Below are 24,759 nucleotides of genomic sequence, written 5' to 3' on the forward strand. Positions count from 1 at the left end.
TCATTTGACCGATTATTTGCTCAGGTTGACGTCGATCGCCTGATAGAAGGCGTTGGCGGTGTCGGCTATGTCCCACACGGCAAGGATCACGTGCGAACCGCTGCGATCTGCCGGTATGTTGCACTGGTGGGTGACCTGCGCGGCAGGGATGGCACCGCCGTCGTTGAACTGGCAGAACGGCGTCAGGTCAAAGGAAGCGCGGGTCAGCGGCTGCGAAGCGTCCCAGTTCGGCTTGGTGATGAAATAGCGCCAGCTGGTGGTGCTGTGACGCGCGGTCAGCTTCCAGGTAAAGGAGTTCGGGCCGGTTTTCAGGTTGAGCTTGTTCCAGCGCGTCGGCGTTTGCTGATCCAGTTCGAAGAAGGTGGACTTGTCGGCGCTGGCGATGTGGCCGTCAGCCGGACCGGCCTGCGGGAAGCCTTTCAGGCCTTCGACGCTCTGCGGTTCGTACTGCACGCTGCCGCACTGCGTGTTGAGCTGCAGTTTGCACTGGTAGGCGCGGCTGGCCGGCGACTCGACATAACCGTGAGCATTCGCCTGTTGCGAAACGCCGAACATGGCCGCGCTCAGCAGGCCCAGAGAGAGCAGGGTACGGGAAGTTTTGTTCATAAGTCACTCCTGACTGAAATAATGTTGTAAGTTGAGCGTATTTCACCGACAAAATGAGAGAGTAATAACGCAATTGGAAATAACCCTTCTTGTCGGCTTGTTTTATTTTTATCATTCTGGTCATGCGATAGAGCGGAATGTTTTAACGGCTATTAACGAAAATTATTATGATGACGATCTTTGATCGTTAGGCTGAATTTATTTAACTGTCGCTGTGTAAAAGTAGGGCGCTATGATGAATTTTATATCAGGTCGTGATGAATAGTATTTAAGATAGCGCTCTCATTTATGAAGTATATTGCTTGTTGCTATGAGTACCCTTGTTCGATTTGATCGATTTTTGTGCGCCACCACCTTGGGAATTTAGTGTCATTTTTCTTATTTTATTTTAAAGAGGAATTTGTATGACTAGATTATCCCTGGACGCGATTAAAATAATCAGCACCATCAAGAGCACCGGATCTTTCTCTATGGCGGCGGAGGCACTGCATAAAACGCCTTCGGCGATTTCTTATCGGGTTTCCAATATTGAAAGCAAACTCTGCGTGAAACTTTTTCATCGCAATGGCCCCATGATTACCCTGACGGATGAAGGGGAGTTTCTCCTGCAGGAGGGCAGCTGGATATTAAATGCGGTGCAGGATCTGGAAAGCCGGGTGCGCAACATCCCCAAGCTGGACAATAATATCCGCTTGGCGGTAGACACCTTCTTCCCGTTGGAAACCCTGACGCAGGATATCCGCGACTATATTCAGCATTGCCCGAACGCCAGTATCTCGGTGCAGCGGGAAGCGTTGAACGGTACCTGGGATGCGCTGAAGAACAACCGGGCGGATCTGATCATCGCCATCGGCCAAATTCCCGACAGCGTACAGGCCAAAACCCTGATGCTCGGCAAGCTCAACTTTGTGCTATGCGTGTCGCCTTCGCACCCGTTCGCGGCGCAGAGAAAACCGGTGTGCAAGAAACAGCGGTTGAACGACATCGTGGTGGTGATTGCCGACAGCAGCCACGAGCTGCCCAAGCGCAATCACGGCACGCTGCCCTTGCAGCGTCAGTTGGTGGTATGCGATGTGGAAAGCAACCTGGCGCTGCTCAAACGCGGCATCGGCCACGCTTTTCTGCCGCCTGCTTTGATCGAAAAGGAATTGGCCAGCGGCGAACTGGTGACGGTGCCGGTGGAAATGCAAAAGGGCGACGAAATGATTTGGCTGGCGTGGCACCCGGTCAGCAAGGGCGCCGGGTTTAACTGGTGGCATGAGCGGCTGACGCGCAAAAGCGATGTCTACAGCCTGATGGGCCGCGAAGTGGTACGGGATGGCGGCTATCCGTGGTGCCACAACTGATGGAATAGACACGAAGGGACGCGAAAATCAAACGGTTAACTCAATGAAAACCCCGCAGCATTCGGCTACGGGGTTTTTTTACGGCTTACGCCACGCGGCCCACCTTCAGCCAGGCGCTGTCTGAGCCCGGCGCCGAGGTGATGTAACCCCACTTGGTCTGCCAGACGTAACCCTGATAGGACACCAGTGCCCCCTGCGCGTAAGTGGTGCCCGGCACGTAGGCCGGCGCGGTCATGATCGGCAGGTTACCGGGGCCGACGCCGGTGTAGCGCAGCCCGGTGCCCATATCTAGCTGGCTGTCGTCGTAGTCCGCGGCGTTGAAATAGCGATCCAGTGCGGCCAGCAGATCGCCGTTGCGGTTGTCTTGCCCCAGGTGCCAGAACATCACGCCGCCCAGCTGCTGCTGCTTGATGTACTTCGCTTTGTATTTGAAGCTTTCGGCATCGTCATAGGTGACAAACAGCCCGTTTTGCGCATGATGCAGGTAAGGGGTTTTGGTCTTGTCGTTCCACAACCGCTGATAGCCGTAGTTGCCCTGCAGCATCTGCTCCAGCTGGCGATAGGAAGCGATACGCGGATCCTTGTCGCGTACGCACTCTTCGCAACCCACCAGCCAGTAATCGGTATTCGGATACGGATCTTCACCCGGCGTGCTGTGGCTGCTGTACTGGCCGCCGTTGCTGCCGCTGACGCCCTTGAAGGCGCGGCCGTAGAAGGGGACGCCCATCACGATTTTGGCGCTCGGCACGCCTTCCATCATCAGGTGTTGCTGCACCGCAGCGTCGACCGTCAGGCTGAACGGGCTGGGGAAGGCGCGGGTCAGCTCTTCCCAGCTCCAGCCCAGATTGGCTTCGCGCAGCGCGTTGTAGAAGGTCGGCCCGGCCGCGTCGCCGAACAGCGCCGCCTGGTGGTTGGTTACCTTCTCCCAAGGGCCGGCCAGATCGTAGGTCATCAGGTTAATGTAATCGAGCGGCGCGACGATCTGCGCCAGCTTGCTGTAATAGCGCGACAGGAAGAAAGCGCCGCCGGCGCCGGCGATGGTCAATTGATACGGCAGCGCCTGGCGGCCGTCGGTGACGGTTTGCTGGTTCAGCAGGGTGCGGATCTCCTGCAGCGCGGCGATGAAACCGTCTACTTCCGCCGCCTGCGGATACTCCCAGTCGATGTCCACGCCGTCGAAGCCGTAATCCTTCATGATGCGCACGCAGGATTGGGCAAACTTGGTGCGCGACGCCGGGGTCTTCACCGCGTTGACGTAGTTGGCGTGCGACACACCCAAATCGTTGGAGTAGTACCAGCCGCCGATGGAGAACATGATGCGCAGGCTGGGGTTGTGCGCTTTGAGCGCGGTCAGACGATTGACCACATCGCGCGCCTTGGCGTCGTTGGTGGCCGGATCCCAGGCGCATTCCAGATTGCTGTTGATATCCAGGAACGAGAAGTTGATGTGCGTCAGCTGTTTGGCTTTGGCCGGCGTGATGTTGGAAACCGGGAACGGCACGACAGACGTATCGGTCTCGGTGTAATTATTGATTTGGTTGGTCGGAATAAAATAATACCCAATAACGGCTTTACGTGTGGACATGGCATTTCTCCAGAGTGGATGTTTTTATGATGGGGAAATATTTCCCGTTGCCATTAATGTTTATTTTTAGTGAAAACAAAAGTCGAAATAAATCACAATGACAATGAATTTTTATTCACTGCTGCACAAATTGGCGCTGATGAGTTGTGCCAGCGCTCAGCATGAATGAATTCGACCATAGGGGCTGTATTTATTCATTTGCTTTGTAATAGCATCCTTAATTAGATTCTGAATATCCGATGTCCCACCGGCCGTGATTGGCATTTAATTAAAAATAAAAAAGGAGATGAGCTATGTCCAGCATAGAGCCTGACGCTGTTGGCTTAATAGTCCAGCGAGTATGTGAATATCTTCAGCCGGTATTGAACGCCATTCTGGCCGGCGTGATGGCGCTATTGCACGGTGCCTATCGCAACGTGGGTATTCGGCGCCGTTTATTGAATGCGGCGATGTGCGCGTTATTGGCCTGGACGGTGCGCGATGCGCTGGCGTTGATGGGCCTGGAATTAAACTGGGCGAATTTGGCCAGCGTACTGATTGGTTTTATGGGGGCGGATTACATCAACGCCTTAATTAAAAAATTCATCGGCAAAAAGACGGGGTTTAAAAATGTTAAATGACATCGAAGAGATTCGCTTTACTGCCCGCAGCGAAGAAAACCTGCGCGGCGTACACCCGGATCTGGTGCGCGTTATTCGTCTGGCGCTGCGTTATTCCCTGGTGCCGTTTTCCGTCAGCGAGGGGCTGCGCAGTATGGCGCGCCAGCGGGAAATGGTGCGCGCCGGCAGCAGCCAAACGCTGCGCAGCCGCCATCTGACCGGTCACGCGGTGGATGTGGTGGCGATGCCGGCGGGTGTGGTCTCCTGGGAGTGGGATTACTACGCGCAGATTGCGGTGGCGGTGCGGCGCGCGGCGCGTGAATGCGGCATCATCGTCGAATGGGGCGGCGAATGGAAAACCCTCAAGGACGGCCCGCACTTCCAGCTGACGTTCCGGGACTACCCGGCATGAGCGGTTGGCTGCAAAAACTGATGCAGGGCGGGTTGCTGCTGCTGTTGCTGGCGGCTATCTGCCTCGGCGGCTACAGCTCGCTGCTGTCGCACCAGTTGGCGTCTGTGCGCCAGCAGGCGGAGGAACTGCAAAAAAGCCTGGCGCAGCAGGCGGGGCTGATCGCCACCCTGCAGACTCAGGATGCGCAAAACCGTGCGCTGATGGCGGCGCAGCAGCGGCAGGAACAGCAGCTACGCCAACAACACGAGGCTTATCAGAGGAAATACCGTGAAGCGATTAAAAACGATCCCTGCGCCGCTCAGCCTCTGCCTGGCGCTGTGTTTGAGCTCCTGCGCCCGGCCGCCGGCGCCGCAGGCCGTGCCGCTGTTGCCCCCTGAGTCGGTATTCGCTCCCTGTGAGCAGCCGCAGTTGCAAGGGGAGACCTGGGGCGATGCGGTAAGCTATGCCCTGGCGTTACAAACCTCGTTACACATTTGCGCCGGCCAGGTGGATACGCTCAACGCCTGGCGCGCCATGCTGCCGCCGCGCTGACGGCGGCGTTTCTTTGCTCGTCCCGCAGACCTTCTTTTTTTTACTTTTAAAACGGAATTTCGACCAAGGTTATGGCGCGCTTCAAAGTTTGTGATGTTTCTCTCACTATACTTCAAGGCTGTGCCCTGTCATTGTACTTGGGCGCCATGGCCCACGGCAGGGCGCAGCCTCAAAGCCTTACCTCAACATAAAAGCAAAAAACAAAGGAATCCATAATGGACGAACAGCTCAAACAGAGTGCCCTTGATTTCCATCAGTTTCCTGTCCCAGGGAAGATCCAGGTTTCCCCTACCAAACCGTTGGCGACCCAGCGCGATCTGGCGCTGGCCTATTCGCCGGGCGTCGCCGCGCCTTGCCTCGAGATCGCCGAAGATCCGCTGGCGGCCTACAAATACACCGCGCGCGGCAACCTGGTGGCGGTGATTTCCAACGGCACGGCGGTACTGGGTCTGGGCAATATCGGCGCGTTGGCCGGTAAGCCGGTGATGGAAGGCAAGGGCGTTTTGTTCAAGAAGTTTTCCGGTATCGACGTATTTGATATCGAAGTGGATGAGCATAACCCTGACAAATTAATCGACATTATTGCCGCGCTGGAACCGACCTTCGGCGGTATCAACCTGGAAGACATCAAGGCGCCGGAGTGTTTCTACATCGAACAGAAACTGCGTGAGCGCATGAAGATCCCGGTGTTCCACGACGACCAGCACGGCACGGCGATCATCACCACTGCGGCGGTGCTCAACGGCCTGCGCGTGGTGAAGAAGAACATCTCCGACGTACGGCTGGTGGTGTCCGGCGCCGGTGCGGCCTCTATCGCCTGTCTGAACCTGCTGGTGGCGCTGGGGCTGCGTCAACAGAACATCACCGTCTGCGATTCCAAAGGCGTCATCTATAAAGGCCGCGACGCCAACATGGAGCAGACCAAAGCCGCCTATGCCATCGAGGATAACGGTCAGCGCACGCTGGGCGACGCCATCCCGAACGCCGACATCTTCCTCGGCTGCTCCGGCCCGGGCGTCCTGACGCAGGATATGGTGAAAACCATGGCGCGCGATCCGCTGATCATGGCGCTGGCTAACCCGGAACCGGAAATTCTGCCGCCGCTGGCCAAAGCGGTGCGCCCGGACGCCATCATCTGTACCGGCCGTTCCGACTACCCGAACCAGGTGAACAACGTCCTGTGCTTCCCGTTCATTTTCCGCGGCGCGCTGGACGTGGGCGCCACCACTATCAACGAAGAGATGAAACTGGCCTGCGTGCATGCCATCGCCGATCTGGCGCTGGCGGAGCAGAGCGACGTGGTGGCTTCCGCCTATGATGACCAGGATCTCTCCTTCGGCCCGGAATACATCATTCCGAAACCGTTCGATCCGCGCCTGATCGTCAAGATCGCGCCGGCGGTGGCCAAGGCGGCGATGGATTCCGGCGTGGCGACGCGCCCGATCGAAGACTTCGACGCCTACGTCGAGAAGCTGGCGGAGTTCGTCTACAAAACCAACCTGTTCATGAAGCCGATCTTCTCGCAGGCGCGCAAAGAGGTGAAGCGGGTGGTGCTGGCGGAAGGCGAGGAAGAGCGCGTGCTGCACGCCACGCAGGAGCTGGTGTCGCAGGGGCTGGCCTTCCCGATCCTGGTCGGCCGCCCGAGCGTGATCGAGATGCGCCTGAAAAAGCTGGGTCTGCAGCTGACGCCGGGTAAAGATTTCGAAGTGGTGAACAACGAGTCGGACCCGCGCTTCAACGAATACTGGGGCGAGTACTACCAGATCATGAAACGCCGCGGCGTTTCGCAGGAACAGGCGCGCCGCGCGGTGATCGGCAACCCGACGCTGATCGCCGCCATCATGCTGCACCGCGGCGAAGCGGATGCGATGATCTGCGGCACCATCGGCAGCTACCACGAGCATTACGACGTGGTGAAGAACGTGTTCGGTTTCCGTGAAGGCGCGCACGTCGCCGGCGCGATGAACGCGCTGCTGCTGCCGAGCGGCAACACTTTCATCGCCGACACCTACGTCAACGACGATCCGACGCCGGAACAGCTGGCGGAGATCACCCTGATGGCGGCGGAAACCGTGCGCCGCTTCGGTATCGAACCTAAGGTGGCGCTGCTGTCTCACTCCAGCTTCGGTTCGTCTGATTGCCCGGCGGCGCGCAAGATGCGTAAAACGTTGGAGCTGGTGAATGAGCTGGCGCCGGAGCTGGAGATCGACGGCGAAATGCACGGCGACGCCGCGCTGGTGGAAAGCATCCGTCACGATTTGATGCCGGACAGCCCGCTGAAAGGCTCAGCCAACCTGCTGATCATGCCGAACATGGAAGCGGCGCGCATCAGCTACAACCTGCTGCGCGTCTCCTGCTCGGAAGGGGTGACCGTCGGGCCGGTGCTGATGGGGGTCGCCAAGCCGGTGCACATCCTGACGCCGATCGCCTCGGTGCGCCGCATCGTCAACATGGTGGCGCTGGCGGTAGTGGAAGCCCAGACCGAACCACTGTAAGCCCGGGTTGAGTGACTGGCCCCCTGCGCTGTTGGCGCCGGGGGCTTTTTTATTTCCAGTGGACGTGGTACAAATAATCGTCAAATATGTACATGTACAGGTAAAGAAAATGACTACGATTAGCTACACGGCGGCGAGAAACAATTTGGCCGAGGTGCTTTTGGAAGCGCAAAAACAGCCGGTGGAAGTGACGCGCCGCGGACACGATGAGGTTTACATCATCAGTAAGGCCGACTATGAGGTTTTGGTCAAAGCCAAAGTGAAAGCGCGCATTCAGGCTAAACACGCGGATACGATTAAGGCGCTGGCGAATAGATGATCTTTTTGACCGCAGAGGATATTGCGGAGTTCAATGCTGAAATTGTGCCTCACGGCCGCCAGGAAGGCAGCAAAGTTGAGGCTGTAGCCAACCGCGTGCTCAATGCTTACCACTACGAGAACGTCACAGACGTTTACCGCTTGGCCGCGCTCTATCTCATCGCCATCAGCCACGGTCACATTTTTCTTGATGGCAACAAACGTACGGCCTTCCAAAGCATGGCGCTATTTCTCGGTATTAATGGCATTGCACTGCGGGAAGACGCAGAACTGGTCGAAATTACGGTTGAAGCAGCTCAAGGCCGCCTCAACGTTGAACAAGCCGCTGAACACTTACGCCGGCTAACCGAATAACCCCCCTGCTCATTTCTTACAGCGCGCGGCGATGGCGCGGATATCCTGCGGGGTGGTGCGGCAACAGCCGCCGATCAATTGTGCGCCGAGCGTGCTCCACTCTGTCGCCTGATCCGCCAGGCTGCCGTGCTCGCCGCCGCAGGCGTGCCAGGTTTTGCTCACCGCATCGTAGTGCTCACCGGAGTTGGGGTAGACCAGCAGCGGTTTGTCGGCCAGCGCGCCCAGTTGGCGCAGCGCCGGGGCGACCTTGTCCAGCGCGATGCAGTTGATGCCGATCGCCAGTACCTGCGGATTGCCGCGCAGCGCGGACAGGACCTCCGTCAGCGGCGTGCCGTCGCTGAGATGTTGGCTGTCGCGAAGGGTGAAGGCGAACCAGGCGCCGAGCGTCGGGAACTCCTGCAGCAGCGTCAGCAGCGCCTGCAGTTCGGCGAACGACGGCAGCGTTTCGCAGGCCAGCAGATCGACGCCGGCGGCGGCCAGGGCTGCGAGGCGCGGGCGGTGGAAGGCAATCATGTCATCCTGTGCCAGCCGGTAGTCGCCGCGGTATTCCGAACCGTCGGCCAGATAGGCGCCGTACGGACCCACCGAACCGGCGATCAACAGCGGCGCCGCCTGCGGGTGTGCGGCCAGATAATCGCGGCGCGCGCGTTGCGCCAGCTGCACGCTTTTGGCGATCAACGCTAGCGATTGATCCTGATCCAGGCCGCGGCGCAAGAAGCCCTGCGGCGTGGCCTGATAACTGGCGGTGATGGCGCACTGGGCGCCGGCGTTGAAATAATCGAGGTGTATCTGATAGATAAGCTCGGGATTTTCAATCAGCACCTTGGCCGACCACAGCGGATCGGTCAGATCGCAGCCACGCGCTTCCAGCTCGGTGGCCAGCGCGCCGTCCAGGATCAGCGTGGGGTGTTCGGCCAGCAGGCGGGCGACAGGGTTGTTAACCGACATGTTGTTCTCCCAAAGCGTTTTTTTGCCCGGCGCGCCGGGTCAGGAAATAGGTGAGGTAGCACAGGGCGACGAACGGCAGCCCGCAGTAGAGCGCGATGCGCTGCTCCGGATCGAACGCCAGCCCGATGCAGGCCAGCAGGCACAGCGCAAAGCCGAGGATCGGCGTCAGCGGGTAGCCGGGCGCGCGGTATTTCAAGCCGCTTATCGGCTGGCCGCTGCGCAGGTAGGCGCGGCGGAAAGCATAGTGGGCCGCGCAGATGCTCAGCCACACCGCCACCACCGCAAAACCGGAGATCGCCGACAGGGCGACAAACACCGTGTCTGGCGCGATCACGCTGGTCAGCAGCGCCAGCACGCCGCCGAGCATGCTGAAGGTCAGGGCGTTGATCGGAATGCCGCGCGCATTGACGCGCGCAAAGTAGGCCGGCAGGGTGCGCTGGTGGGCCAGCGACCACAGCATGCGCCCTGAAGCGTACAGGCCGGAGTTGGCCGCCGAGAGGATGGCGGTCAGGATCACGAAGTTGAAGATATCGGCGGCGTAAGGCACGCCGATGCGTTCAAACACCAGCACGAACGGGCTTTTGACGATCCCCGCCTGATCCATCGGGATCAACGCCGCCAGCACGAAGACCGTGCCGATAAAGAACAGCATCAGGCGGATCACCGTGGTGCGGATCGCCAGCGGTACGACTTTTTCCGGGTTCTCGGTTTCACCGGCGGCAATGCCGATCAGCTCCGTGCCGGAGAAAGCGAAGTTCACCGCCACCATGGTCATCAGGATCGGCAGCGTGCCGTGCGGCAGCCAGCCGGAAGCGGTCAGGTTATGCAGGAACGGCGCCGGCGTGCCGTCTTTCATCGGCAGAAGACCGAACATGGCGGCACCGCCCAGTATGATGAACGCCAGAATGGTCACCACTTTGATCAGCGAAAACCAGAATTCGCTTTCGGCGAAAAAGCGGGTGGTCACCACGTTAAGCAGGAAAATGGCCGCACAGAAGAGCAGGCACCACAGCCACACCGGCGACTGCGGGAACCAGTACTGCATGCAGAATCCGGCGGCGGTGAGGCTGGAGCCGAGCGCCACCGTCCAGGTGAGCCAATACAGCCAGGCGACGGCATAGCCGGTGGCCGGCCCCAGATAGCGCGAAGCATAGACGTGAAAGGCGCCGGTTTCCGGCATCGCCACCGACAGTTCGCCCAGGCACAGCATCACCAGATACACCACCAATGCGCCGATCAGGTAGGCCAGCAGCGTGCCGAGCGCGCCGGTGGTGGAGATGATGTAGCCGGTGTTGAAAAACAGCCCAGTGCCGATCACGCCGCCCAGCGACAGCATCACCAGGTGCCGGGCCTTCATGCTGCGTTTGAACTGTCCTGCGGCGGGTGCCGATGATTGCATAATAATCTATCCGTATAGACGTCTAAATATCTGAATGGCTATTGGTTATACCCGCAATGCTTTTTCAACGCAATGCGCAGCCGGCGATCGCCGCGTAAAAAAATCGTTAAGCCAAATCTATATGCAAATGATAATTATTATCTATAATGTCGCCATTTTCGATAATGGGGCAACATGATGAGATATCTGATTTTATTGGCGGCGTTGGCGCTTGGCGCCTGCAGCCAAACGCCGGTTAAGACACCGGCCAGCGACGTCGTGAGTCTGGGTAGCATCACCGATCTGCACAGCGGCGCGACCCTGACGCCGGAGCAGCTGTTGACGCGATTGGCGCAGCAGCCGCGGGTGATCCTGGGGGAGAAGCATGACAATCCTTACCACCATCAGATTGAGCAATGGCTGGTGCAGCAGCTGCCGCAACGGCGGCCGCAGGGCAGCGTGCTGATGGAGATGATCAACCCGAACCAGCAGGCGCAGGTCGACAAGGTCAAACAGTGGCTGCAGAGCGATCCCACGGTGCGTGACGGCCGCGTAGCGGAGCTGATCGCCTGGCAGCCGGGCTGGAAGTGGGAGCTGTATGGCGGGGTGACGATGGCGGCGATGCGCGCGCCTTACCCGCTGTGGTCGGCCAACCTGGATCGCAGCGAGATTACGGCGTTCTATCAGCAGCCGCAGTTCCCGGCGGGGCAGCTATCGGCGCAGCCGGCGGTGCGCAAAGCGCTGGAAGAGACCATCCGCACTTCGCACGGCGGCAAGATTGAGGCCGATCAGCTGCATGCGATGTTGGCGATCCAGCAGCAGCGCGACCGGCGCATGGCTGAGCGCTTGCTGGCGGCACCGACGCCCGCGTTGTTGATCGCCGGTGGCTATCACGCCGCCAAATCGGTGGGCGTGCCGCTGCACGTGCGGGATCTGCAACCGGCGGCGGTGCCGACGGTGCTGATGCTGGCGGAACCGGGCGTACAGGTCGATGCGAACACCGCAGACTACCTGTGGATCACACCATCAGTGAAATGAATACGTTAAGAGAGTGAAAAGGGGTGTTAATTATAGTTGCAAATGATTATCATTAGTAAATGTGATCTGCAATCATTCGCAATTAAGCAAGCTAATGCCCCTATGTTAAGTCAGTCTTACTCCCTCCCGGCCTTTGAACTGCCGCAGCCGCGCTGGGCGCGCGGCCTGCTGCTCGCCCTGGCGGCGCACGCGGCGTTGGTGCTGCTGTTTTACTGGCCGCAGACGGCGCTGGAGCCGGTGGTACTGCCGCCGCCGGCGGTGATGATGAGCTGGGCGGCGCAGATTGAAGCGCCGGAAAGCAAGCCGCTGCCGCTGGGCGTGCAGCAGGCGGAATCCGCCGCGGCGCAGCCCGCTGAGCAGCAGCAACAGCCGGATCTGCCCAAGCTGGCGCGCGCCGATAAAGCAAAAATCGTGACGGCGCAGAAGAAGCGCGCCGAACACCGTCCCCCGCAAAAAGCGCAGCCGAAGCCGCAGGAACAGGCCAAAGAGACGCGCAATGCCGCCGCGTCCAGCGCCGCCGCGCCGCAGGCGCAGACGATCTCCCACCAGACCGCCGCCCCGATCAACAGCGACGCCAACAGCAATGCGCAGGCCAAACTGTCGTGGGAGAGCCTGGTGAAAGGCAAACTGAACCGCATCAAGGATTACCCTTTGGATGCCCGCAGCCGGCGGCGCAGCGGCATGCCGCAGGTCAGTTTCAGCGTTGACGCGCAGGGACGGGTCTCGAACGTCATGCTGCAGGTGCGTTCCGGCACCGCGTCGCTGGATCGGGAAGCGGTGGCGGTGGTGTCGCGCGCCCAGCCGTTGCCGCCGCCGCCGCCGGAGATGCTGCAGCAGGGGGCCGTCAAGGTGACGATGCCGATCGATTTCAATCTGGCGGAGCTGAATGCCCGCCGTTAATGCCCGCAGGCGCCGCATCGCCGTCGTGCGCCTTTTCAAACTTCGTGAGGGATTATGAATCCGCTGTTATTCACCCCGCGCCGTCGCATCGCGGCCGCGCTCTGGCTTTCTTTAGGCCTCGCCGGCGCCGCGCTGGCGCAACCGCAGCCGCCGTTGGCGGAACGCGCGCCGAAAGCGCTGACGGCGCATGGCGAGACGCGCACCGACGATTACTACTGGCTGCGCGACGACAGCCGAACAGAGCCGAAGGTGCTGGACTACCTGAAGGCGGAGAACCGCTATACCGAGCAGATGATGGCGCCGTACCAGAAGCTGCGCGCCACGCTGTATCAGGAGATGCTGGGCCGCATGAACCCTGACGATCGTTCGGTGCCGTATCAGCTCAACGGCTATCGCTATCAGGAAAGCTACGCCGCCGGTAAAGATTTCGCGCTGTATCAACGCCAGGCGCTCACCGCCGACGCGCCATGGCAAACCTTGCTGGACGCCAATCAGCGCGCGGCCGGCCATGCCTATTATCGCCTGGGGGCGATGGACGTCAGCCTGGACAACCGCCACCTGGCGGTGGCCGAAGATCTGCAGGGCCGCCGCCAATACCGCATCTCCCTGCGCGAGATAGACAGTGAGCGTTGGTCGCCGGAAACGCTGGAAAACACCTCCGGCAATATGGTGTGGGCCAACGATAACCAAACCCTGTTCTACGTGCGCAACCACCCGCAAACGCTGTTGCCATACCAGGTTTATCGCCATCAGTACGGCACGCCGACAGCGGAAGATAAGCTGGTGTACCAGGAAAACGACCCGGCGTTCTACCTCAGCCTCGGCCGCTCGTCCTCGCGCGATTACCTGATTCTGACCATCAGCGGCAACACCACCTCCGAGGTGCGCCTGATCGACGCCAACCAGCCGCAGCGCGAGCCGCAGCTGTTCGCCGCCCGGCAGAACGGCCGCGAGTATTATCTCGATCACTACCGCGGCGAGTTCTACCTGCGCTCCAACCATCAGGACCCGAACTTCGGCCTGTACCACACGGCGGCGGCGGGTAAACCCTGGCAGACGCTGATCGCGCCGCAGGCGCAGCACGAGGTGGAGAGCTTCAGCCTGTTCCGCGACTGGCTGGTGGTGCAGGAGCGCGCCAACGGGCTGGTGCAGCTGCGGCAAATCAGCTGGGACGGCAAAACCGAACGCGCCATCCCGTTCGACGACGCCAGCTACATGGCCTGGCTGGGCTATAACCCGGAGCCGGACAGCGATCGTTTGCGTTACGGCTATTCGGCGATGACCACGCCGACCCGCACCTATGAGTGGGACCTGAACAAGGGCGAGCGCACCTTGCTGAAGCAGCAGGAGGTGAAAGGCGTCGATCCGAGCCTGTATCACAGCGAGCGCATCTGGGTCGCGGCGCGCGACGGCGTGAAGGTGCCGGTATCGCTGGTGTACCGCACATCGCTGTTCAAGAACGGCCATAACCCGCTGTTGGTGTACGGCTATGGCGCTTACGGCATGAGCATGGATCCGGCGTTCAGCGCCAACCGCATCAGCCTGCTGGATCGCGGCTTCGTCTATGCGCTGATCCACGTGCGCGGCGGCGGCGAGCTGGGGCAGAGCTGGTACAAACAGGGCAAGCTGACACACAAACCTAACAGTTTCAACGACTTCATCGATGCTACCCAGGCGCTGATCACAGACGGCTACGGCCAACCGGGGCGCATCTACGCCATGGGCGGCAGCGCCGGCGGCTTGCTGATGGGGGCGGTGATCAATCAGGCGCCGCAGCTGTACAACGCAGTGGTGGCGCAGGTGCCGTTCGTCGACGTGGTGACTACCATGCTGGACGACAGCATTCCGCTGACTACCGGCGAGTACGAGGAGTGGGGCAACCCGCACCAGCCGGCCGCCTATGCGCTGATGAAATCCTACAGCCCGTACGACAACGTGCGCCGGCAGCATTACCCGAACCTGCTGGTTACCAGCGGCTTGTACGACTCGCAGGTGCAGTATTGGGAACCGGCCAAATGGGTGGCGAAGCTGCGGCGCTTCAAGCAGGGCGATTCGCTGCTGCTGCTTTCCACCGACATGACCGCCGGCCACGGCGGCAAATCGGGCCGCCTAGCGCGGCTGGAAAACGGCGCGCTGGAGTACGCCTTTATTCTGGCGGCGGATCGGCAGGCGCAGAAATAACCTTCAGCGCCGCGGCACGCTGCGGCGCAATAAAACAATAACAACCTTTTACCGCGCTTTCGGCGGGCTTTTTGCTGGGCATTGTCGGCCATCAAACCTTATTGGCTATTTCTGGGGATATATGAAAATCAAAATGATAGCGAGCCTGATCGGCGCGGGACTGGCGCTGTACGGGCAGGCTGCGGCCGCGCAGGAACAGGCGGAAAATAATAAAGGCAGCGTGGCGTTCAGCCCGCTCAACGTCTCGGCCGCCGACAGCGGCAAAAGCAGCGAAAAAGACGCGTTGGCCAGACCGGGCGCGTTCAGCTCGCGCGATGAAAACAAAAATCTGGAGTCGGTGGACAGCATTCTGCGCAGTATGCCGGGCACCTATACCCAGATCGATCCCGGCCAGGGGGCGGTCAGCGTCAATATTCGCGGCCTGAGCGGTTTCGGTCGGGTCAATACCATGGTCGACGGCATTACCCAGAACTATTACGGTACTTCCACGTCTGGTGTGATGTCACATGGTTCGACCAATAACCAGGCGGGGGTCTTGATAGATCCCAATTTTATCGTCGGAGTGGACGTGGCGCGCGGTGAGAACAGTGGCGGCAGCGGCGTAAATGCGTTGGCAGGCAGTGCTAACTTCCGCACAATCGGTGTCGATGATGTGATCTTTTCTGGCAATCCTTTCGGGGTGAGAACCAAATTCTCTGTCGGCAGCAACGGCATTGGCCGCAGCGGCATGATCGCCGTCGCCGGTAAGGGGCAGGCGTTTACCGATACCGGCAGCATTGGCGCGATGGCCGCGGTCAGTGGGAGCTCCATTTACTCGAACTTCAACAATGGCGACGGTATCAGCAGCGAAGATTTTGGGTACGATGAATTTATGAAGCAAAATCCCAAGTCACAGCTGTTCAAACTGGATATCAAACCGAACGAGTTCAATAGCATTGAGTTTTCCGCCAGAAACTACCAAAACCGCTTTTCTCGGCGCGATATCGATAGCCATGACCTCTACCTCAAATATCACTATGCGCCGTTTTCGGAGCTGGTGGATTTAAACCTCACCGTCAGCACCAGTAAAGGCAATCAAAAATACGACGGCGGTTCGCTGTTCACCTTCTTTAACACCAACGCGGAAAACCGCTCCGATGCGCTGGATATCAATAACACCAGCCGATTCAGCCTGCTGGATACCGATGTAGCCTTCAGCTATGGCGGCAAACTGATGCGCAACCAATACCGCAAGCATGTAGAATCGGCTATAGAGAATTCGCAGACGGCGCAGGAAGCAATAGAAAATAATACCTTTGCGCCATCCGGCGAGCAGCGAATCGGCAGTTTATATACCGGCCTGCAGCTTAACCGGGATATCTATCAGCTCGATCTCAACCTGAACTACACCAGCAACAAGCTGACCGGTTACAAGCCTGAATGCGATTATCGCGTGGAGTGCTTCCCGCAAGGGGCCGCTAGCATCAATTTGAAAGAGCAAGGGTTCAATCCTTCGGTAATGCTATCGGCACAGGTGACGCCGTGGTTGCAGCCATTCGTCAGCTACAGCAAGTCGATGCGTGCGCCGAACATTCAAGAAGTGTTCTATTCCAACTCGGGTGGCGCATCGATGAACCCGTTCCTCAAAGGTGAACGAGCGGAAACCTGGCAGGCCGGCTTCAACGCCAACGGACACGATCTGCTGGTGAAGGAAGACTCTTTACGCCTCAAGGTCGTGGGCTATACCAGTAAAGTGCGCAATTACATCTTCAGTGAATCTTACATGGTGTGCCGCAATGGACGGAAATGCAGCTATCGCGAAAATCTGGAAAACGATTGGGCCGATGCGAGCGAAGATTACTCGGACAATATGTATATCTACGTCAACTCTCTGACGCCGGTGCGTATGCATGGTGTTGAGGTTGAAGCCAACTATGATGCCGGCCGAGCCTTCGCGCGCGTCTCTTTCAGCAAACAGCACACCGAGCAGCCGACCTCCATCGCTAGCACCTATTTCGGCGCCGGGGATATCAATGAACTGCCGGACATGTACTTTACGTTGGATACCGGGGTGCGTTTTCTTGATGAATCGCTAACCGTCGGCAGCATCGTGAAATATACGGGCAAGACGCGTCGCCTGTCGCCGGATTATGAGCAGAGTGAATCGACCGGTGAAATCCTCAAGCAGGAAATGCCGAATATTCCTACCGTTATCGACCTGTACAGCACTTATCAGATCAACCGCAACGTCATGCTGAAATTCAGCGTGCAAAACGTGATGAACAAGAGCTATTCCGAGGCGTTGAACAAACTGAATATGTTGCCGATCCAAGGGGATGACGCGACGGCCGCCAACACTGCCCGTGGACGCACCTATATCTTCGGCGGGGAGGTGCGCTTCTAAACCGCAGCGGAGAAGGGTGCAGTCATGAACTGCACCCCATAAGTTGGACGATGTGAGAGTCGTAATGGGGCCTTCGAACCTCAACTGGTGAAGAAGTACCAGATCACGCAGTCCGACGAGGTTGAGCAGAAGATTATTCGTCTCTTATGCTGAAGGTTAGGGCGTTGCTCGGAATGCCGCGCACGGTGGCGCGCGCAAAGTAGGCTGGCAGGGGGCGCTGGTGGACCAGCGGCTACAGCATGCGCCCAGAAGAATACTGGCCGGAGTTGGTCGCCGACAGGATGTTGGTCAGGATCACGAAGTTGAAGATATCGGCGGCGTAAGGCACGCCGATGTGTTCAAATACCTGCACGAAGACTGTAGAACAGCATCAGGCGGATCATCGTGGTGCGGCTCGCCAGCGCACGACTTTTTCCGGATTCTCGGTTTCACAGGCGACGATGCCGATCAGCTCCGTGCCGGAGAAGGCGAAGTTCACCGCCATCATGGTCATCAGGATAGGCAGCGTGCCGATGGTGGAAATGATGTGGCCGGTGTTGAAAAACAGTCCGATACTGATCATGTCGCCCAGCGACAGCATCGCCAGGTGCCGGGCCTTCATGCTGCGTTTGAATTGTTCAGCAGCGGGTGCCGATGGTTGCATAATAATCTAACCATATAGGCACCTAAATATCTGAATGGCTATTGGTTATACCCGCAATGCTTTTTCAATGGAATGCATAGCCGGCGGTGCTGATGCTGGCGGAGCTAGGCGTACAAGTCGATGCGAACACCGCAGACTACCTGCGGATCACACCATCAGTGAAATGAATACGTATGTAAAAATAAGTTATAAAATTAATTATAATAAAAACCCATCGGGGATTATAGAGCCCCGATGGGTTTCATTAATAAATTAAAATTGTTTTGGCAAACCAGAGTCAACCCTGAGCATTTGCCCTAAAGAGAAACTCTTTGCTTGAACCATATCTGTTCCTGTTCCATAGCATGTAATCGTCGCACTTCCTGGTGGGCCTAAAATCTCAGTGATTCTAGGACCCAACTTAGCCCATTTAACACGAATAACACAGGCCGAGGGGGCATTGGAAACCGTATCAAAGTTTACATTATATGTGATTTCGCCAGTGTGGCCACCTAGTTTCATCCAAGGCCCCCAAAACATTGGTGGTGCCCAGATAACGATTGAGCTCATAAATTCTCCTGTTTGACTTTTATCGATAGAATATAATTTTATGATTTGAAAAAATGTTATTTATTTCAATGGTTATGTTCTTCTTTCCAGTTGTCCTCATTTGATATTTCTATAATCTCAATATTTAATCCTTCTACAGCGGATGAAAAATAGCTTAGGGCTTGTTCTTTAGTTGCGATAACTTCTGAAACGCAACTGATGTCACTACCATTATTGTTTTTTAGGATAAACATAAAATAGTGTTTAGAAACCAATGTTTCATTGTTCATATAAACCTCTTATTTCCGAAATAGAACTGTAAGAGAAACTTCATTCAATGGCTGTGTATATAAACATGGTTATTTACACAGTGATTTGACTCTATCGGTTGGGCTTTGATGTGTCAATTGTTGAGAGCTATTCTCATTTGTGTAGTTGAGGAGACAAAACTTTCGGGTAATAAAGTGTCCTGACGGTGAGTCGTGGGCGTTACTGTGGGATGTAGGGAAAGAAGGCGAAATGGACCATTGCTATTTGAACGATGCGGTAACCTCATCCTTTGCCGTGAAATATGTTACGTTGGATTGCGTAGTATAAAAATTGAGGCGCAGTAAGTTTTAAAGTAAAGCGCCTATTCTTGGGGAGACTCTCACTGCGCCCGTTTCGCCTGCAGCAGCCATTTGTCCAGCTCGTTGGCGAACTGCTGGCGGTCGCGCTGGTTCAGGGCGTTCGGGCCGCCGGTCTGAATGCCGCTGGCGCGCAGGGTATCCATAAAATCGCGCATGTTGAGACGCTCGCGGATGGTGTCCGGCGTATAGCGTTCGCCGCGCGGGTTCAGCGCCACCGCGCCTTTCTCTATCACCTCCGCCGCCAGCGGGATATCGGCGGTGATCACCAGATCGCCCGCTTCGCAGCGGCGCACGATCTCGTTGTCGGCTACGTCGAAGCCGGCCGCCACCTGCAGCGAACGGATGTACTTCGACGGCGGCGTGCGCAATGGTTGGTTCGCCACCAGCGTCACGGTGATGGCGGTACGATCGGCGGCGCGGAACAGCACCTCTTTGATCACGTTCGGACAGGCGTCCGCATCGACCCAAATCTGCATCATTTCGGCTCCTGCAGCCAGTCACGCACCGGCAGGAAATCGCGCGCCAGCGCCGCTTCCGGACTGTCGCCTTCCGGCTGGTAGTTATATTCCCAACGCACCAGCGGCGGCATCGACATCAGGATGGACTCGGTGCGCCCGCCGGTTTGCAGCCCGAACAGCGTGCCGCGATCCCACACCAGGTTGAACTCCACGTAGCGGCCGCGGCGGTACAGCTGGAACTGGCGCTCACGCTCGCCCCAGGTCAAGGTCTTGCGTTTTTCGACGATCGGCAGATAGGCGTCGAGGAAGCCTTGGCCCACCGCGCGGGTGAAGGCGAAGCAGTGGTCGAAGTCCGGGGTGTTCAGATCGTCGTAGAACAGGCCGCCGATGCCGCGCGCTTCGTTGCGGTGCTTGATGAAGAAGTAATCGTCACACCATTGCTTGTATTTCGGGTAGACCTCGTCGCCGAACGGCGCGCACAGATCGGCCGCGGTGCGGTGCCAGTGCACGGCATCCTCTTCGAAGCCGTAGAACGGCGTCAGATCAAAGCCGCCGCCGAACCACCACACCGGCGCTTCGCCCGGTTTTTCGGCGATGAAGAAACGCACGTTGGCGTGGCTGGTGGGCACGTAGGGGCTGAGCGGATGGATAACCAATGAGACGCCCATCGCCTGGAAGCTGCGCCCGGCCAGTTCCGGACGGTGCGCGGTCGCCGAGGCCGGCAGGGTGGCGCCGGAGACGTGCGAGAAGTTAACCCCCGCCTGTTCGAACACCGCGCCGTTGGTCAGCACGCGGCTGCGGCCACCGCCGCCTTCTTCACGCGTCCATTGGTCTTCGGTGAACACGGCGCCGCCGTCGGCCTGAGCGAGCTGCGCACAGATATGATCCTGCAGCGCCAGCAGGAAGGATTTTACTTCAGCGATGTTAGGTAAACTCATGCGGGGTCTTTATAGCGTCTGGCTGAACAAGGCGCTGAGTATACTCTTATTCGCCGCCCGCGGCATCAGCGGGGTTTGCGCTGGTGGGCGTCGAAGTAGTCGAAGAAGTTGACGATGCCGTCCGCGATGGCGCGGGCGATTTTCTCGCGAAACGCGGTGGTGCCCAGCAGCCGCTCTTCGTTCGGGTTGGTGATGAACGAGGTTTCCACCAGCACCGAGGGAATGGACGGGGATTTCAACACCGCGAACGCCGCCTGTTCGGTGCTGTCGCTGTGCAGATGGTGCACCGGGCGAATTTGGCCGAGCACGTGGCGGCCGAGCGTCAGGCTGTTGTTGATGGTGTCGGTTTGCACCAGATCGAACAGCACCTGCTGCAGGTAGTTGTCCTGATCCTTGTACTTGCCGCCCGCCACGTCGTCGGCGGCGTTTTCACGGTTGGACAGGTAGCGCGCCATGGCGCTGCTGGCGCCGCGGTTGGAGAGGGCGAACACCGAAGCGCCGGAGGCCGACGGGCTGGTAAAACCGTCGGCGTGAATCGAAATGAACAGATCGGCCTGGTGCTGGTGGGCGATCTCCACCCGCTGGAACAGCGGAATGAACTCGTCTTCTTCGCGCGTCAGGCGCGCCTCGACGTGGTCATGCTCATGCAGGAAACGGCGCACGTGGTTGGCGATTTCCAGCACGATGTGTTTTTCCTGCGAACCTTCGTGGCCGACCGCGCCCGAGTCAATGCCGCCGTGGCCGGGATCGATCATCACCCGCTTTTTGCCGCCGGCCGGTTTCGCCGCCGGTTTGCTGTGCTGATTGCGCAGCATGCCTTCCGCCTTGGCGCTGTGGCTTTTCACGCCGAACAGCGCGACCGCCAGGCCGGAAAGCAAAAGTTGGCGTCGCGTCGGGGAAACGGCAAGCGGCTTAAAATTGAGGAATTGTTTACCCTGCTTTTTCATTACGCAACGCTCCATCGACGTTTCTATTTTGCGACGTTATATCGTATTGATAATCATTAATCGACCCGATAACTATTTCCATTTATTACGCCTGTTACCGGCGATTTCCGGGTAAATAGCGCGGTAAATCGCAGTTTGATATTGCGTAAGTGAATAATCACGCGATAATCAGATAAACACCTTAATTAACAGCGGCCAACATCGATGGAAATTCGCGTATTTCGACAAGACGACTTTGAAGAAGTCATTACCCTGTGGGAGCGCTGCGATCTGCTGCGGCCCTGGAACGATCCGGAAATGGACATCGAGCGCAAGCTGAACCACGATCCTGAGCTGTTCCTGGTGGCGGAAGTCGGCGGCGAAGTGGTCGGCTCGGTGATGGGCGGCTATGACGGCCACCGCGGCTCGGCGTATTACCTCGGGGTGCACCCCGACTATCGCGGGCGTGGCATCGCCAATGCGTTGATCAATCGTCTGGAGAAGAAGCTGATCGCCCGCGGCTGCCCGAAGATCCAGATTATGGTGCGCGAAGACAACGACACGGTGGTCGAGATGTACGAGAAGCTCGGCTACGAGATCCAGGGCATCACCAGCCTGGGCAAGCGGCTGATCGAAGATCAGGAATATTGATCGCGCGTCGGGCGGCGGCGTTGCCCCGCCCGACGCAGTGCATTACGGCAGCTTTTTGACGGTTTTCACGTCCACTTCGACGCTGTTCCAGTCTTTATCCACTTTGCCTTCCAACTGCACCTTGTCTTTTGGCGTAACGGTTTGGCCGTTCCAGCGTTTGCGGTCGATATCGACCGTCAGGGTGCCGGTGGCGTCGCGGAAAGTATAGGTTTCGTCGCCGATGCGCTGCTCGATGTTGCCCTGCAGCATCACCCAGGTGTCGTCGCTCAGCGATTTCACCTTGTCCACGGTGGTCAGCGCTGCGCTGGGGCCGGCGAAACCACCTTGTGCGGTGGTTTGCGTTTGGGCCTGCGGCGCGGCCGGATCGAGGAACCCGCCTTGTTGCGCCAGTACCGGTGCGCTGCACAGCGCGATCAGAGCGGCCAGAGTCAGTTTTTTCATGTTGCGCTTCCTTATTGTTATCGAAAATCACATCCCGCTGATATCGGGTTGCTTGCTTAGTGATAAGCATTAAAACACGCCGATCTTAAGAGCTTCTTAAGCCGACATATTGAAATTCCCATCGCCGGCGCCCATCTGTAGCCATAGTCTTTATTCTGTTGGCAAGGAACGATCGTTGAAGCCATTCTCACCCCGGTTTTCCCCGGACGATTACGACCAGCACGGCGCGCTGCGAATGCCGCTGGGATTTTGGGCCGTGCTGATTCTGCAGGCGCGCACCTGGCTGCTGTTCGTGATGGCCGGCGTTTCGCGTGAACAGGGCGAAAGCTTGCTGGCGCTGTTTTATCCGGATACCCAACGTTTTTGGTACGGCATGTTGCTCGGCTTGCCGGCAGCGCTGGCGTTTTTGCTGAGCGGCCGTCGCCATCAATGGCCGCGGCTGTGGCGCGGCTGGCGCTGGGGGCTGGTTATCTCCGTGCTGGCGTCGCTCTGCGGCGCGTTGTTCAGCCTGTGGCGCCAGGACGGCGATGCGCCGGGGCTGGAACTGACGCTGGCGCTGCTCGATGCGCTCGCGCTGAGCTATCTGCTGTTGAATGCGCGTCTGAAAGCCTGTTTCGCGCCGGCGGAGCACGCCGACTAATTGCCGAGAAGTGCGGCACTTTTCGCATTTTCCGCACTCCAAGCTGGCAACCGTTGGCGTAGTGCGGGCCGTTGTGAGAGGCTGGCACGCAGCAAAACGCCGAGTGCGGCAGGGGCGGGTTACCGCCCCGTGCCATTGATGTTTAAGGAGCTAGAGATGAATATTCGCCCCCTGCTGTTAGGGCTTCCGCTGTTATTGACCGGCTGTTCGAGCATGTCCAATTTCTCCTGGTCCAGCCTGTCGCCGTTCAACTGGTTCGGCAGCAGCCTGGAGGTCGGCGCCAAGGGCGTCGGCAAGCTCAACGCCGGCACGCCGATGTCGGAAAGCGCCATCAACGACGGGCTGGACGGCAACTACCGTCTGCGCGGCGGCATGGCGACCAACAACGGCCAGATCGTCTCTTACTACCAGGCGCTGTCCGGCGACGAGGTGAAGCTGGTGATCACCGGCGAACCGAAGGGGCGCCTGCAGCAGGTGGACGTGCTGGATCCGAAAGTGGCGACGGAGTGGGGCAACAAGCTCGGCACGCCGTTCGGCGACATGTACAGCAAGGCGTTCGGCTCCTGTAAACCGGGCAGCGGCGAAGACGCCGGTAAAGTGGAGTGCGTGGCGGAGCAGAGCAAGTACGTCACCTACATCTTCAGCGGCAAGTGGGCCGGGGCGCAGGATATCATTCCGCCGGACGACACCCTGAAAAGTTGGACGGTCAGCAAAATCATTTGGCACGCCAAGCCGCAGCAGTAACTCGTTCAACGGGCGCCGGTTCCCGGCGCCTGCTTGTCCAAATCATTACCCCTATTTTCTTTGCGCTGCTGCAAGGCAATCGCCCGTGCTTGCGGTATGATAGCGCGCGTTTGTAACAGGGAACCCGCGCGTCAACCGCCATACCTTACCTGTTGCCGGATTCTGGTATCGAGGATAACAACATGACACAGGTTCAGAGCGGCATTTTGCTGGAGCACTGCCGTTTCGCCATTTTTATGGAAGCTAGCGTACAGGGCGAATTCGCCGACTTGCGCCAGGGCTGCAAGCAGTTTTGTCAGACGCTGAGCGAGCTGCAGCAGCAGTTCCCCGATGCGCGCCTTGGCGCGGTGATCGCTTTCGGCTACGACGTTTGGCACGATCTCTCCAGCGGCCAGGGGGCGAAAGAGCTGAAGCCGTTCACGCCGCTTGGCAAAGGGCTGGCGCCGGCCACCCAACGCGATATGCTGATCCACATCCAGTCGCTGCGTCACGACGTCAACTTCACGCTGGCGCAGGCCGCGCTGGCAGCGTTCGGCAACGTCATCAAAATTGAAGAAGAAACCCACGGTTTCCGTTGGGTGGAAGAGCGCGATCTGAGCGGCTTCATCGACGGCACCGAAAACCCGCAGGGCGATCAGCGCCCGGCAGTGGCGACGATCGCCGAAGGCGAAGAGGACGCAGGCGGCAGCTACGTGCTGGTGCAACGTTACGAGCACAACCTGCGCCAGTGGCAGCGCTTTACCACCGAGCAGCAGGAGCAGATCATCGGCCGCACCAAGCACGACAGCGAAGAACTGCCTGCGGATCAGCGCCCGGATACCTCCCATGTCAGCCGCGTCGATCTGAAAGAGAATGGCAAGGGCCTGAAAATTCTGCGCCAGAGCTTGCCTTACGGCACCGCCAGCGGCAAGCACGGCCTGTTCTTCATTGCCTATTGCGCGCGCCTGCACAATATCGAGCAGCAGCTGCTAAGCATGTTCGGCGATCTGGACGGCAAACGCGACGCGATGCTGCGTTTCAGCCGTGCGGTCACCGGCAGCTACTACTTTGCGCCATCGCTAACGCGCCTGCTGTCACTTTGACGCCG

The 24,759-nt window shown here is 58.5% G+C and carries 26 protein-coding genes and 1 pseudogene; 16 read left to right on the forward strand and 11 right to left on the reverse strand.

Going from position 1 to position 24,759, the window contains the following annotated elements; translation table 11 throughout:
* Nucleotides 1–12 precede the first annotated feature (12 nt).
* Nucleotides 13–606, reverse strand: coding sequence for a lytic polysaccharide monooxygenase (locus tag WA302_RS09550; RefSeq protein ID WP_004936574.1), 594 nt, complete (start codon nucleotides 604–606; stop codon nucleotides 13–15).
* 404 nt (nucleotides 607–1,010) lie between these two features.
* Between WA302_RS09550 and WA302_RS09555 the strand changes: the two genes are divergently transcribed.
* Nucleotides 1,011–1,952: a LysR family transcriptional regulator gene (locus WA302_RS09555; RefSeq protein WP_308347492.1), complete on the forward strand. Its 942-nt coding sequence runs from the start codon at nucleotides 1,011–1,013 to the stop codon at nucleotides 1,950–1,952.
* A gap of 85 nt (nucleotides 1,953–2,037) precedes the next feature.
* Here the strand turns inward: WA302_RS09555 and WA302_RS09560 are convergent, their stop codons facing one another.
* A complete protein-coding gene (locus WA302_RS09560) occupies nucleotides 2,038–3,537 on the reverse strand; it encodes a glycosyl hydrolase family 18 protein (protein WP_261456866.1) in 1,500 nt (499 codons plus the stop codon).
* A gap of 293 nt (nucleotides 3,538–3,830) precedes the next feature.
* On the opposite strand from WA302_RS09560, the gene WA302_RS09565 reads away from it, so the two are divergent.
* The 7 genes from WA302_RS09565 (at nucleotide 3,831) to WA302_RS09595 (ending at nucleotide 8,246) form a co-directional block, all read left to right on the forward strand.
* Nucleotides 3,831–4,157, forward strand: coding sequence for a phage holin, lambda family (locus WA302_RS09565; protein WP_033643982.1), 327 nt, complete (start codon nucleotides 3,831–3,833; stop codon nucleotides 4,155–4,157).
* On the forward strand, nucleotides 4,147–4,548 hold the full coding sequence (locus WA302_RS09570) for a M15 family metallopeptidase (protein ID WP_025303803.1): 402 nt from the start codon (nucleotides 4,147–4,149) through the stop codon (nucleotides 4,546–4,548). Before WA302_RS09565 ends, WA302_RS09570 begins: the two co-directional genes overlap by 11 nt.
* On the forward strand, nucleotides 4,545–4,925 hold the full coding sequence (locus WA302_RS09575) for a DUF2570 family protein (RefSeq protein WP_043140376.1): 381 nt from the start codon (nucleotides 4,545–4,547) through the stop codon (nucleotides 4,923–4,925). The genes WA302_RS09570 and WA302_RS09575 overlap by 4 nt, the downstream gene beginning before the upstream one ends.
* Nucleotides 4,906–5,079, forward strand: a complete 174-nt coding sequence (gene lysC, locus WA302_RS09580; RefSeq protein ID WP_185958052.1) for an Rz1-like lysis system protein LysC — start codon at nucleotides 4,906–4,908, stop codon at nucleotides 5,077–5,079. The genes WA302_RS09575 and lysC overlap by 20 nt, the downstream gene beginning before the upstream one ends.
* A 215-nt stretch (nucleotides 5,080–5,294) precedes the next feature.
* A complete protein-coding gene (gene maeB / locus WA302_RS09585) occupies nucleotides 5,295–7,574 on the forward strand; it encodes an NADP-dependent oxaloacetate-decarboxylating malate dehydrogenase (RefSeq protein WP_016926766.1) in 2,280 nt (759 codons plus the stop codon).
* 109 nt (nucleotides 7,575–7,683) lie between these two features.
* Nucleotides 7,684–7,893 carry a type II toxin-antitoxin system Phd/YefM family antitoxin gene (locus WA302_RS09590; RefSeq protein WP_004936539.1) on the forward strand — a complete coding sequence of 70 codons (210 nt, stop codon included), beginning with the start codon at nucleotides 7,684–7,686 and terminating at the stop codon, nucleotides 7,891–7,893.
* On the forward strand, nucleotides 7,890–8,246 hold the full coding sequence (locus WA302_RS09595) for a type II toxin-antitoxin system death-on-curing family toxin (RefSeq protein ID WP_025303801.1): 357 nt from the start codon (nucleotides 7,890–7,892) through the stop codon (nucleotides 8,244–8,246). The genes WA302_RS09590 and WA302_RS09595 overlap by 4 nt, the downstream gene beginning before the upstream one ends.
* Before the next feature lie 9 nt (nucleotides 8,247–8,255).
* On the opposite strand, the gene mmuM is transcribed toward WA302_RS09595, so the two are convergent.
* Both mmuM and mmuP read right to left on the reverse strand, forming a co-directional pair.
* The gene (gene mmuM, locus WA302_RS09600; protein ID WP_261456867.1) at nucleotides 8,256–9,194 is read right to left on the reverse strand and encodes a homocysteine S-methyltransferase; all 939 of its coding nucleotides are present in this window, start codon (nucleotides 9,192–9,194) and stop codon (nucleotides 8,256–8,258) included.
* On the reverse strand, nucleotides 9,184–10,593 hold the full coding sequence (mmuP, locus tag WA302_RS09605; RefSeq protein WP_261456868.1) for an S-methylmethionine permease: 1,410 nt from the start codon (nucleotides 10,591–10,593) through the stop codon (nucleotides 9,184–9,186). The genes mmuM and mmuP overlap by 11 nt, the downstream gene beginning before the upstream one ends.
* 177 nt (nucleotides 10,594–10,770) lie before the next feature.
* Between mmuP and WA302_RS09610 the strand changes: the two genes are divergently transcribed.
* The 4 genes from WA302_RS09610 to WA302_RS09625 all read left to right on the forward strand — a co-directional run bounded on the left by WA302_RS09610 (nucleotide 10,771) and on the right by WA302_RS09625 (nucleotide 17,074).
* The gene (locus tag WA302_RS09610; protein ID WP_025303798.1) at nucleotides 10,771–11,610 is read left to right on the forward strand and encodes a ChaN family lipoprotein; all 840 of its coding nucleotides are present in this window, start codon (nucleotides 10,771–10,773) and stop codon (nucleotides 11,608–11,610) included.
* A 102-nt stretch (nucleotides 11,611–11,712) separates the two neighbouring features.
* Nucleotides 11,713–12,510 carry an energy transducer TonB family protein gene (locus tag WA302_RS09615; protein ID WP_025303797.1) on the forward strand — a complete coding sequence of 266 codons (798 nt, stop codon included), beginning with the start codon at nucleotides 11,713–11,715 and terminating at the stop codon, nucleotides 12,508–12,510.
* 54 nt (nucleotides 12,511–12,564) lie between these two features.
* Nucleotides 12,565–14,691 (forward strand): S9 family peptidase, encoded by a 2,127-nt coding sequence (locus WA302_RS09620; RefSeq protein WP_261456869.1) that lies wholly within the window; start codon nucleotides 12,565–12,567, stop codon nucleotides 14,689–14,691.
* A 121-nt stretch (nucleotides 14,692–14,812) separates the two neighbouring features.
* Nucleotides 14,813–17,074, forward strand: coding sequence for a TonB-dependent receptor domain-containing protein (locus WA302_RS09625; protein WP_049205386.1), 2,262 nt, complete (start codon nucleotides 14,813–14,815; stop codon nucleotides 17,072–17,074).
* 232 nt (nucleotides 17,075–17,306) lie between these two features.
* Here the strand turns inward: WA302_RS09625 and WA302_RS09630 are convergent.
* From WA302_RS09630 to amiA, 6 genes and pseudogenes are all read right to left on the reverse strand, one after another.
* Nucleotides 17,307–17,717: pseudogene (locus WA302_RS09630) on the reverse strand (hypothetical protein).
* Between the two features lie 252 nt (nucleotides 17,718–17,969).
* Nucleotides 17,970–18,266 carry a colicin Z C-terminal domain-related protein gene (locus WA302_RS09635; protein WP_072271551.1) on the reverse strand — a complete coding sequence of 99 codons (297 nt, stop codon included), beginning with the start codon at nucleotides 18,264–18,266 and terminating at the stop codon, nucleotides 17,970–17,972.
* 65 nt (nucleotides 18,267–18,331) lie between these two features.
* Nucleotides 18,332–18,535 (reverse strand): hypothetical protein, encoded by a 204-nt coding sequence (locus tag WA302_RS09640; protein WP_072271550.1) that lies wholly within the window; start codon nucleotides 18,533–18,535, stop codon nucleotides 18,332–18,334.
* Nucleotides 18,536–18,894: 359 nt separating this feature from the next.
* Nucleotides 18,895–19,350, reverse strand: a complete 456-nt coding sequence (locus WA302_RS09645) for a YaiI/YqxD family protein (RefSeq protein ID WP_004936514.1) — start codon at nucleotides 19,348–19,350, stop codon at nucleotides 18,895–18,897.
* Complete coding sequence (gene hemF / locus WA302_RS09650) at nucleotides 19,350–20,270, reverse strand: oxygen-dependent coproporphyrinogen oxidase (RefSeq protein WP_197770162.1); 921 nt, start codon at nucleotides 20,268–20,270, stop codon at nucleotides 19,350–19,352. Before hemF ends, WA302_RS09645 begins: the two co-directional genes overlap by 1 nt.
* Before the next feature lie 65 nt (nucleotides 20,271–20,335).
* Complete coding sequence (amiA, locus tag WA302_RS09655) at nucleotides 20,336–21,217, reverse strand: N-acetylmuramoyl-L-alanine amidase AmiA (protein WP_043140361.1); 882 nt, start codon at nucleotides 21,215–21,217, stop codon at nucleotides 20,336–20,338.
* A 204-nt stretch (nucleotides 21,218–21,421) separates the two neighbouring features.
* Between amiA and WA302_RS09660 the strand changes: the two genes are divergently transcribed.
* Complete coding sequence (locus WA302_RS09660) at nucleotides 21,422–21,847, forward strand: GNAT family acetyltransferase (RefSeq protein WP_004936504.1); 426 nt, start codon at nucleotides 21,422–21,424, stop codon at nucleotides 21,845–21,847.
* A 42-nt stretch (nucleotides 21,848–21,889) separates the two neighbouring features.
* Here WA302_RS09660 and WA302_RS09665 read toward each other — a convergent pair whose 3' ends face one another.
* Complete coding sequence (locus WA302_RS09665; protein ID WP_043140358.1) at nucleotides 21,890–22,288, reverse strand: YgiW/YdeI family stress tolerance OB fold protein; 399 nt, start codon at nucleotides 22,286–22,288, stop codon at nucleotides 21,890–21,892.
* Between the two features lie 175 nt (nucleotides 22,289–22,463).
* On the opposite strand from WA302_RS09665, the gene WA302_RS09670 reads away from it, so the two are divergent.
* From WA302_RS09670 to WA302_RS09680, 3 genes are all read left to right on the forward strand, one after another.
* The gene (locus tag WA302_RS09670; RefSeq protein ID WP_336063708.1) at nucleotides 22,464–22,928 is read left to right on the forward strand and encodes a DUF2919 domain-containing protein; all 465 of its coding nucleotides are present in this window, start codon (nucleotides 22,464–22,466) and stop codon (nucleotides 22,926–22,928) included.
* Between the two features lie 156 nt (nucleotides 22,929–23,084).
* On the forward strand, nucleotides 23,085–23,672 hold the full coding sequence (locus tag WA302_RS09675) for an RpoE-regulated lipoprotein (protein ID WP_089181188.1): 588 nt from the start codon (nucleotides 23,085–23,087) through the stop codon (nucleotides 23,670–23,672).
* Between the two features lie 182 nt (nucleotides 23,673–23,854).
* The gene (locus WA302_RS09680) at nucleotides 23,855–24,754 is read left to right on the forward strand and encodes a Dyp-type peroxidase (RefSeq protein WP_004936493.1); all 900 of its coding nucleotides are present in this window, start codon (nucleotides 23,855–23,857) and stop codon (nucleotides 24,752–24,754) included.
* Nucleotides 24,755–24,759: the final 5 nt, after the last annotated feature.

Origin of the sequence: Serratia sp. 201, assembly GCF_037027545.1 — a bacterium.
GTDB lineage: Bacteria > Pseudomonadota > Gammaproteobacteria > Enterobacterales > Enterobacteriaceae > Serratia > Serratia bockelmannii.

Excerpts from the sequence above, each read along its gene's own strand:
- WA302_RS09620 (WP_261456869.1), top strand. The coding sequence starts at position 12,565 with ATGAATCCGCTGTTATTCACCCCGCGCCGTCGCATCGCGGCCGCGCTC.
- WA302_RS09675 (WP_089181188.1), top strand. The coding sequence starts at position 23,085 with ATGAATATTCGCCCCCTGCTGTTAGGGCTTCCGCTGTTATTGACCGGC.
- WA302_RS09625 (WP_049205386.1), top strand. The coding sequence starts at position 14,813 with ATGAAAATCAAAATGATAGCGAGCCTGATCGGCGCGGGACTGGCGCTG.
- amiA (WP_043140361.1), bottom strand. The coding sequence starts at position 21,217 with ATGAAAAAGCAGGGTAAACAATTCCTCAATTTTAAGCCGCTTGCCGTT.
- WA302_RS09660 (WP_004936504.1), top strand. The coding sequence starts at position 21,422 with ATGGAAATTCGCGTATTTCGACAAGACGACTTTGAAGAAGTCATTACC.
- WA302_RS09665 (WP_043140358.1), bottom strand. The coding sequence starts at position 22,288 with ATGAAAAAACTGACTCTGGCCGCTCTGATCGCGCTGTGCAGCGCACCG.
- WA302_RS09615 (WP_025303797.1), top strand. The coding sequence starts at position 11,713 with ATGTTAAGTCAGTCTTACTCCCTCCCGGCCTTTGAACTGCCGCAGCCG.
- WA302_RS09565 (WP_033643982.1), top strand. The coding sequence starts at position 3,831 with ATGTCCAGCATAGAGCCTGACGCTGTTGGCTTAATAGTCCAGCGAGTA.
- mmuP (WP_261456868.1), bottom strand. The coding sequence starts at position 10,593 with ATGCAATCATCGGCACCCGCCGCAGGACAGTTCAAACGCAGCATGAAG.
- WA302_RS09680 (WP_004936493.1), top strand. The coding sequence starts at position 23,855 with ATGACACAGGTTCAGAGCGGCATTTTGCTGGAGCACTGCCGTTTCGCC.
- WA302_RS09635 (WP_072271551.1), bottom strand. The coding sequence starts at position 18,266 with ATGAGCTCAATCGTTATCTGGGCACCACCAATGTTTTGGGGGCCTTGG.
- WA302_RS09570 (WP_025303803.1), top strand. The coding sequence starts at position 4,147 with ATGTTAAATGACATCGAAGAGATTCGCTTTACTGCCCGCAGCGAAGAA.
- WA302_RS09575 (WP_043140376.1), top strand. The coding sequence starts at position 4,545 with ATGAGCGGTTGGCTGCAAAAACTGATGCAGGGCGGGTTGCTGCTGCTG.
- mmuM (WP_261456867.1), bottom strand. The coding sequence starts at position 9,194 with ATGTCGGTTAACAACCCTGTCGCCCGCCTGCTGGCCGAACACCCCACG.
- maeB (WP_016926766.1), top strand. The coding sequence starts at position 5,295 with ATGGACGAACAGCTCAAACAGAGTGCCCTTGATTTCCATCAGTTTCCT.
- WA302_RS09595 (WP_025303801.1), top strand. The coding sequence starts at position 7,890 with ATGATCTTTTTGACCGCAGAGGATATTGCGGAGTTCAATGCTGAAATT.
- WA302_RS09645 (WP_004936514.1), bottom strand. The coding sequence starts at position 19,350 with ATGCAGATTTGGGTCGATGCGGACGCCTGTCCGAACGTGATCAAAGAG.
- WA302_RS09640 (WP_072271550.1), bottom strand. The coding sequence starts at position 18,535 with ATGAACAATGAAACATTGGTTTCTAAACACTATTTTATGTTTATCCTA.
- hemF (WP_197770162.1), bottom strand. The coding sequence starts at position 20,270 with ATGAGTTTACCTAACATCGCTGAAGTAAAATCCTTCCTGCTGGCGCTG.
- WA302_RS09555 (WP_308347492.1), top strand. The coding sequence starts at position 1,011 with ATGACTAGATTATCCCTGGACGCGATTAAAATAATCAGCACCATCAAG.
- WA302_RS09590 (WP_004936539.1), top strand. The coding sequence starts at position 7,684 with ATGACTACGATTAGCTACACGGCGGCGAGAAACAATTTGGCCGAGGTG.
- WA302_RS09610 (WP_025303798.1), top strand. The coding sequence starts at position 10,771 with ATGAGATATCTGATTTTATTGGCGGCGTTGGCGCTTGGCGCCTGCAGC.
- WA302_RS09550 (WP_004936574.1), bottom strand. The coding sequence starts at position 606 with ATGAACAAAACTTCCCGTACCCTGCTCTCTCTGGGCCTGCTGAGCGCG.
- WA302_RS09560 (WP_261456866.1), bottom strand. The coding sequence starts at position 3,537 with ATGTCCACACGTAAAGCCGTTATTGGGTATTATTTTATTCCGACCAAC.